The 7,587-nt window shown below is 35.9% G+C and carries 6 protein-coding genes; all 6 read left to right on the top strand.

All coding sequences use genetic code 11. The annotated features are described in order from the left end of the window. A partial coding sequence (locus tag H4O20_RS14955) for a gliding motility-associated C-terminal domain-containing protein (RefSeq protein WP_185099818.1) occupies positions 1-2,573 on the top strand: 2,573 nt, incomplete at its 5' end. A gap of 52 nt (positions 2,574-2,625) precedes the next feature. Next, complete coding sequence (locus H4O20_RS14950) at positions 2,626-3,573, top strand: type IX secretion system membrane protein PorP/SprF (RefSeq protein WP_185099817.1); 948 nt, start codon at positions 2,626-2,628, stop codon at positions 3,571-3,573. Between the two features lie 12 nt (positions 3,574-3,585). Then, positions 3,586-5,526: an OmpA family protein gene (locus H4O20_RS14945; protein WP_185099816.1), complete on the top strand. Its 1,941-nt coding sequence runs from the start codon at positions 3,586-3,588 to the stop codon at positions 5,524-5,526. Positions 5,527-5,633: 107 nt separating this feature from the next. Then, positions 5,634-6,152 (top strand): isopentenyl-diphosphate Delta-isomerase, encoded by a 519-nt coding sequence (gene idi / locus H4O20_RS14940; RefSeq protein ID WP_185099815.1) that lies wholly within the window; start codon positions 5,634-5,636, stop codon positions 6,150-6,152. Next, on the top strand, positions 6,149-6,559 hold the full coding sequence (locus tag H4O20_RS14935) for a 6-carboxytetrahydropterin synthase (RefSeq protein WP_139856130.1): 411 nt from the start codon (positions 6,149-6,151) through the stop codon (positions 6,557-6,559). The genes idi and H4O20_RS14935 overlap by 4 nt, the downstream gene beginning before the upstream one ends. After that, positions 6,559-7,536: a type I phosphomannose isomerase catalytic subunit gene (locus tag H4O20_RS14930; RefSeq protein ID WP_185099814.1), complete on the top strand. Its 978-nt coding sequence runs from the start codon at positions 6,559-6,561 to the stop codon at positions 7,534-7,536. Before H4O20_RS14935 ends, H4O20_RS14930 begins: the two co-directional genes overlap by 1 nt. The last annotated feature ends 51 nt before the right edge of the window (positions 7,537-7,587 follow it).

The raw sequence follows: 7,587 nt of genomic DNA, 5'->3' as shown, positions 1-7,587 counted from the left end.
AAACAGGAATCTTTAATGACGAGAACGGTGACGATTGTTCAGATGTTGACGAGACTATCACATACACTTTCACAGTAACTAACCAAGGAAATGTAAGTCTGTCTAACATCATAGTAGACGACCCATTATTAGGAGGTCCATTAGCCGGTCCAATAAGTGGAGACACTGATGGTGATGGAGAACTTGATGTAACTGAAACTTGGATATATGAAGCCAGCTACGCAATCACCCAGGCAGATATTGATGCTGGGGAAGTAGTGAACCAAGCGACAGCTACAGGAACAGCTCCAGACCAAAGTACAGTATCTGATTTATCAGGATTGACAATTGGAAACGACGAACCGACAGTTATCGAACTTTGTCAAAACCCTGCAATTGCAATTGTAAAAACAGGAATCTTTAATGACGAGAACGGTGACGCTTGTTCAAATGTTGATGAGACTATCACATACACATTCACAGTAACTAACCAAGGAAATGTAAGTCTGTCTAACATCATAGTAGACGACCCATTATTAGGAGGTCCATTAGCCGGTCCATTAAGTGGAGACACTGATGGGGATGGAGAGCTTGATGTAACAGAAACTTGGATATATGAAGCCAGCTACGCAATCACCCAGGCAGATATTGATGCTGGGGAAGTAGTGAACCAAGCGACAGCTACTGGAACAGCTCCAGACCAAAGTACAGTATCTGATTTATCAGGATCGACAATTGATGATGATGAACCAACAATAATCGACTTATGTCAGAAGCCTGAACTTGTTATAGTGAAAACAGGAGTCTTTAATGATGAGAACGGCGATGCTTGTTCAAATGTTGATGAGACTATTACATACACATTCACAGTAATTAACCAAGGAAATGTAAGTCTGTCTAACATCATAGTAGACGATCCATTATTAGGAGGTCCAATAGCTGGTCCATTAAGTGGAGACACTGATGGGGATGGAGAGCTTGATGTAACAGAAACTTGGATATATGAAGCCAGCTACGCAATCACCCAAGCAGACATTGATGCTGGGGAAGTAGTGAACCAAGCGACAGCAACTGGAACGGCTCCAGATCAGACTGTAGTAAGTGATGATTCAGGAACAGAAATTAATAATGATGATCCAACGATAATCGACTTATGTCAGAAGCCTGAAATTGTGATTGTAAAAGCAGGAGTCTTTAATGACGAGAACGGCGATGGTTGTTCAGATGTTGACGAGACTATTACATACACATTCACAGTAACTAACCAAGGAAATGTAAGTCTGTCTAACATCATAGTAGACGACCCATTATTAGGAGGTCCAATAGCCGGTCCAATAAGTGGAGACACTGATGGGGATGGAGAGCTTGATGTAACAGAAACTTGGATATATGAAGCGAGTTACGCAATCACCCAAGCAGATATTGATGCTGGGGAAGTAGTGAATCAAGCGACAGCTACTGGAACAGCTCCAGATCAGACTATAGTAAGTGATGATTCAGGAACAGCTATTGATAATGACGATCCAATAATCATTACACTTTGTCAGAATGCTTCAATTGCTGTAATTAAAGTTGGTACTCCAGTAGATGAGAACAATGATGGATGTGCAGGAGTAGATGAAACGATTATATATACATTTAGTGTTAAAAACACTGGTAATGTATCGTTAACCAATGTAATTATAACAGATCCATTGGTAACTGTAACTGGTGGTCCGATTGATTTAGCGGCAGGTGAAGAAGATGTGACTACTTTTACTGCAACCTATATTATATCGCAAACTGATGTTGATGCTGGATTTATTGAAAACCAAGCTTTAGCAGAAGGTATTGCGCCAGCAGGAAACATTGTTTCAGACCTTTCAGATCATACTAGCTATTTAGAAGATAATCCTACAATAACTTCACTATGTAATAATCCATCGATTTCATTAGAGAAATCAGGAGTATTTAATGATGAAAACGGAGATGGTGCGTCTGATGTTGGAGAAACCATTAGCTACACATTCGTAGTAACTAACACAGGAGATGTTACACTTTATAACATCACCATATCAGATCCGCTACCAGGAATTGTAATGTCTGGTGGTCCAATAGAGGTATTACAACCAGGTGAAGTGGATAGCACTACATTTACTGCTACATATTCAATAACGCAACAAGATATTGATAATGGAGAGGTTGTAAACCTAGCTACCGTAACTGGTGAAGATAATACGGGAGCCACTGTAGAGGATGAAGCTGAAGCAGTTGTTGTTCTTCCAGATGTATTAGGCGTTGTCTTTGAGATATTCAATGGTATTACACCAAATGGAGATGGTATGAACGACTTCTTCTGGATAAGAGGAATTAACAATTACCCAAATAATAATGTTAAGATATTCAACAGATGGGGTGTATTGGTTTACGAAACAGACGGTTATGGACAGGGAGAAGACGATAGCATAAATACTTTTAGAGGTATTTCAGAAGGTCGAGTTACTGTTCAAAAAGATAAGGAGTTACCAACCGGAACTTACTTCTATATTCTTACTTTCCAAGGAGAGAACCCTGGTAAGGATACTTATACTGGATACTTATATATAAATAGATAGAAAAATCAAATATTCCTGGGAGTATATCTCCCAGGATTAAAAATACATAACTATGAAACACAGTTATCTAACACTAATAATTTTGATTTTACTTGGCACGTTTTCAAGTAATGCTCAGCAGGACCCCCAATACACGCAGTATATGTATAATACGCAGGTGGTTAACCCTGCCTACGCAGGAAATCGTGAAGCTCTAAGTTTTGGTCTTCTGTATAGGACTCAATGGGTTAATTTCGGTGATGGTGCGCCTAATACAGGTACATTTACTGTAAATTCTCCAATGGGTGAAAATATGGGAATAGGACTTTCAGTGGTTAATGATAGAATTGGTCCCGCTGTTGAAACGAATTTCAATATCGACTATTCTTATTCGATTAATACTTCGGAGAGCGCTAAGTTATCATTCGGTCTTAAAGCAGGTTTAGACATTTTAGATGTAGATTTTTCTAAATTGAATTTACCACGCGATGTATATTCTGATCCTTATTTTGAACAAAATAATATAGACAATAAGCTTCAACCACAAATTGGTGCAGGTGTATATTATAATACTGATAAGTTTTATGTAGGATTATCGGTTCCAAACTTTTTAACTACTAAACATTTTGATAAGGGTAACCTAGCAAATACTACAGTTGAAACAACCGCTTCCGAGCGTATGCATTATTTTTTAATTGCGGGTTATGTATTTGATATTAGTGATAATTTAAAGTTTAAACCAGCAACCTTATTTAAGATGGTAAATGGATCGCCTTTACAAGCAGATGTTTCTGCCAACTTCTTATTGTATGACAAGCTTACACTTGGTGCGGCTTATCGATGGAGTGCTGCTATGAGCGCAATGGTAGGTTTTCAAGCTTCAGATGCAATTTTTATAGGCTTTGGATATGATTATCAAACAACAGATATTGAAACATATAGTGATGGTTCCTATGAAGTTATGCTTCGTTTCGATATATTTAATAGACCAGAAAGAGTGTTAACCCCAAGATTCTTCTAAAAAATACTGACTATGAATACAATATTACGTAACATATTTATTTTAGCCTTTATAGTTCTCTCAACGGGAAGCACTTTTGGGCAGGTAAAAGATGTAAAAAGGGCAAATAAAGAATTTGACAAGTATGCTTATATCGATGCGCGACAAATCTATCTTAAAGTAGTTGAAGATGGATACGAATCTGCTCAGATATATGAAAACTTAGGAGACACCTATTATTTTAATGGAGATTATACCAACGCAGCAAAATGGTACGAAAAATTAGTAACTACGTTTCCAGATGACACTGAACCTAAATACTATTATAGAGCTGCCCAATCCTTAAAGAGTCTTGGTAAACACGATAAGAGCCGTGAGCTATTAGAAGCTTATACTGCAAAAGGAGGAACTGGTTTTGTGATAAAAACCTACGATGAGGACATAGACTATTTAAAGAGTACTGTTTTTAAATCACGACAGTTTGTAATTGAGATGTCTCCAATTAGTTCAGGAACTTCAGACTTTGGACCTGCTTTTTATATGAAGGATAAATTGGTTTATGCATCTGCAGCCAATGCAACGGGATTAAATGTAGATCAATGGACTCAAGAGCCTTATTTAGATTTGTTTATTGCTAATAGAGATGAAGAAGGATTGTTAAGTAATCCAAAGCCTTTAGGAGGCGATGTAAATACTCAATATCACGAATCTACTGCAGTTTTTACCAAAGATGGTAAAACCATTTATTTTACTCGAAATAGCTATATAGATGGACAAAAAGAACTGGATAAATCTAAAAAACATAAAACCCTTAGACTAAGCCTTTTTAAAGCTGAGAAGACGGGTGAGAATACTTGGTCTAATGTGGAGGAATTACCATTTAACAACAAGGCCTATTCAGTCGCGCATCCTGCTTTAAGTCCGGATGGCAAAAGATTGTATTTTTCATCTGATATGCCAGGTACTTTAGGTATGTCTGACCTTTGGTATGTAGACATTTTAGAAAATGGTACCTATGGTACACCAATTAACTTAGGCCCTGAAATAAATACAGAAGGAAGAGAATCTTTTCCTTTTGTAAGCGATAAAAACAACCTTTATTTCTCTAGTGATGGTCGGTCGGGTTTAGGAGGTTATGATGTTTTTGTTTCATCAATAGATGAAGAAGGAAAACTAGGAAGTCCAACAAATTTAGGAGCACCTACTAATAGTGCAAAAGACGACTTCGGGTTTATTATAGATGAAGAATCTAGAATAGGATATCTATCTTCTAATAGAGATGGAGATCGCGGAAGTGTTGATGATAATATCTACCTAGTACGGGAAAGTTGTACTATTTTAATAGAAGGAACAGTGTTCGATGCTGAAACAAAAGAGATGTTGGCTGGTGCAAGTGTTTCCTTATTAGATGAGAATAATAAGCTTATAACTCAAACAACTGCTGATGAGAATGGTGTTTATAGTTTTGATGCAGATTGTGGGAAGCAGTTTACAGTTAGAGGAACCATGGAAGGATATAATCCACACGAAGAAATTGTTGAAACTCCTGAACTTACAGGAACTATCAATGTGCCACTTCCATTATTTAGCAAAGGTCCTTGTGCGCCGAATGATTTAGGATGTAGATTAAACTTACAACCAATTTATTTTGACTTTGATAAGTCGTATATACGTCCAGATGCAGAAATAGAGCTAGCTAAAATTCTTGCTGCCTTACGAGAGTATCCAGAGATCGTTATCCATATAGAATCTCATACAGATTCACGAGGAAGTGATGCGTATAACGAAGCCTTATCTGAACGTCGTGCTCAATCTACCCTTAACTGGTTGATTTCAAAAGGAATCGATAGAAGTAGGTTAACAGCCAAAGGCTATGGTGAATCGCAATTGGTTAATGAATGTGAGAATGGAGTACCTTGTAGTGCTGAAAAACATCAATTAAATAGAAGGTCTATGTTTATCATAAAGAATTAACTCGACTAAATTAAATTTCATAAAAGCGTTTAATACTTTGTATTGAACGCTTTTTGCTTTTTATACAGCTACTGTTTTCGTATTTTTGAGCCAAAACTAAGTTTTTAATGGAAGAAGAAAAAGTAATACTTGTCGATGAGAACGATCAGAAGATTGGTTTAATGCCAAAAATGGAAGCCCATGAAAAGGGTTTGCTTCATAGAGCTTTTTCAGTTTTTGTATTTAATTCAAAAAATGAATTAATGCTTCAACAACGTGCATTGCATAAATACCATACCCCTGGACTTTGGGCAAATACTTGCTGTAGTCATCAACGAGACGGGGAATCTTCTATAGATGCTGGAAAAAGAAGACTTTCAGAAGAGATGGGTTTTACCACAGACTTAAAGGAAACCACAACATTTATATATAAAGCTCCTTTTGATAATGGTCTAACCGAACACGAACTTGACCATATTCTAATAGGAAAGTATGAAGGAGAACCCAACATAAATCCTGATGAAGTAGCTGACTGGAAATGGATGAGTTTAGAAGAAGTTAAAAATGATATTCAAGCGAATCCAGATATTTATACAGCTTGGTTTATAATTATTTTCGATAAATTTTATCAACATCTAGTTGTATGAGTTTAACTGTATTTAGAAAAGCACATTTCAATGCTGCTCATCGTCTATTTAAAAAAGAATGGGACGATGCAAAAAACTTTCAGGTTTTTGGAAAATGTAGCAACCCAAACTATCATGGGCATAACTATGAATTGGAGGTTGGCCTAACAGGTGAAATAGATCCTGAAACTGGATTTTTAATAGATCTTAATATTTTGAGAGATCTAATTAAAGAAGAAGTTGAAGACGCTTTAGACCATAAAAATCTAAATTTAGAAGTTCCTGAATTTAAAGATCTTAATCCTACTGTAGAAAATATAGCTATTGTAATTTGGAATAAATTAAGAAAACGTCTAGATTCTAAATTCGATATTACAATAAAATTATACGAAACCCCACGCAACTTTGTTGTTTACAACGGACATTAATGATTACAATTTCTCACCTTTATCCTTTAAAATTTGAACCTATACTTAAAGAAAAAGTATGGGGTGGCAATAAGTTGAAGGAAATATTTAATAAAGATGCCGATGAATATATAGGTGAAAGTTGGGAGATTTCTGGGGTAGAAGAAAGTGTTTCTAAAGTTGTTAATGGAAGTTTAAAAGGAAAAAACTTAAACTGGTTATTAGAGGTTTATAAAGAAAAGTTAGTTGGAGCAAAAGTTTATAAAAACTACCAAAACACTTTCCCTTTATTGTTTAAGTTTATTGATGCTCGTGAAGATCTTTCAGTACAGGTTCATCCAGACGATATACTTGCCAAGGAAAGGCACAATTCATTAGGGAAAACCGAAATGTGGTATATTTTGGATGTTGAGGAAGATTCAAGATTGATTATAGGTTTTAATGGTGAAATTAATGAAGAAAAATATTTAAAAGCCCTTTCAGAAAAGAAAATCACCGAAGTATTAAAAACCGAATCTGTAAAAAAAGGAGATGCTTTTATTTTAAAACCAGGAACTGTTCACGCTATAGGCGCTGGAATACTTTTGGCTGAAATTCAGCAAACCTCAGATAACACTTATAGAATATACGATTGGGATAGGCCGGACATTAACGGAGAAATGCGTGAATTGCATACCGACCTAGCGATAGATGCAATTGACTTTTCATCGGAAGAATCAAAACAGACTTATAAAACCAAGAAAAACACTCCTTCACAAATTGGTGTTACTGAGTTTTTTACTGTTAATAAATTAGATCTATCCAAAAATTACCTTCGAGATTTAAAAAGTATCCCATCTTTCACTGTTTATATGTGTTTAGAAGGTGAAGCCACAATAGAAACTAATGGTTATACTGAAACAATTAGTAAGGGAGAAACCGTCTTAATACCTGCTCAATTACCTGAAATAAAATTTATTACAAATTCAGTAAGCTTTTTAGAAGTGTACATAGCTTAATTGTTCGTATCTTTGCACCCAATTATTTAGAATACAACAAAAACAATTAAA

This window comes from Aequorivita sp. 609, assembly GCF_014212065.1.
GTDB lineage: Bacteria > Bacteroidota > Bacteroidia > Flavobacteriales > Flavobacteriaceae > Aequorivita > Aequorivita sinensis.
The sequence above is the reverse complement of the archived record's forward strand: the minus strand, read 5'-3'. Positions and strand labels throughout refer to the sequence as shown.

Coding starts and splice junctions, on each gene's coding strand:
- H4O20_RS14945 (WP_185099816.1), top strand. CDS start 3,586: ATGAATACAATATTACGTAACATATTTATTTTAGCCTTTATAGTTCTC.
- H4O20_RS14930 (WP_185099814.1), top strand. CDS start 6,559: ATGATTACAATTTCTCACCTTTATCCTTTAAAATTTGAACCTATACTT.
- idi (WP_185099815.1), top strand. CDS start 5,634: ATGGAAGAAGAAAAAGTAATACTTGTCGATGAGAACGATCAGAAGATT.
- H4O20_RS14935 (WP_139856130.1), top strand. CDS start 6,149: ATGAGTTTAACTGTATTTAGAAAAGCACATTTCAATGCTGCTCATCGT.
- H4O20_RS14950 (WP_185099817.1), top strand. CDS start 2,626: ATGAAACACAGTTATCTAACACTAATAATTTTGATTTTACTTGGCACG.